Consider the following 579-nt stretch of genomic DNA (forward strand, 5'->3'; position numbering starts at 1 on the left):
GGTATTAGTTTTTCTTATGAAAAGGATAATCCAATTGTAAAGCAGAATTTTACTCTGTGTCATGAACTAGGGCATTTCATACTTAAGCATGAAGGCACTTATTTTGCTGAATCTATTGATAATCAGGAGAACCTACTAGAGCGAGAAGCGAATATTTTCTCTGCTGTAGTATTAATGCCGGACATTGTTTTGTTGTCAAAGATTTATTATGGTTGCAACACCTTTCAACATATTCAAAATAGTCTGGATGTTTCAAAACAGGCACTGTTTTTTCGCCTCTTAGATCTTTTACGAGAATATTATCCTGGAAAAGAAAGTACCATTAAGCAGGCTATCGATGCTTATATTGATGGACAAAATGCTACACTACTCCTTTTGTTTCACAGTATCAAAGAACAGATTATAAAGGAGTTTAACAACTACCAGACTTCTCTAATCAATAAGATAGATCCAGCAGTGAGTAAAAGAGGTTTCGTAACTAGTCAAGAGTATCCAGAACTTCTAGATCAAGAGAATTGGAAAACAATAAAGACTTGCCGTGACAATCTAAAAGTATGGCTCATTTATGATAGAGGAAAA

1 protein-coding gene is annotated in these 579 nt (G+C 34.4%); it reads left to right on the forward strand.

Annotation, left to right across the window (positions count from 1 at the left end):
• Positions 1 to 579, forward strand: a 579-nt coding sequence (locus tag HMPREF2918_RS10585; protein ID WP_070595615.1) for an ImmA/IrrE family metallo-endopeptidase, incomplete at both ends; no start/stop codon positions are given.

Origin of the sequence: Streptococcus sp. HMSC065C01, from assembly GCF_001813525.1 — a bacterium.
GTDB classification, from domain to species: Bacteria; Bacillota; Bacilli; order Lactobacillales; family Streptococcaceae; genus Streptococcus; species Streptococcus parasanguinis_V.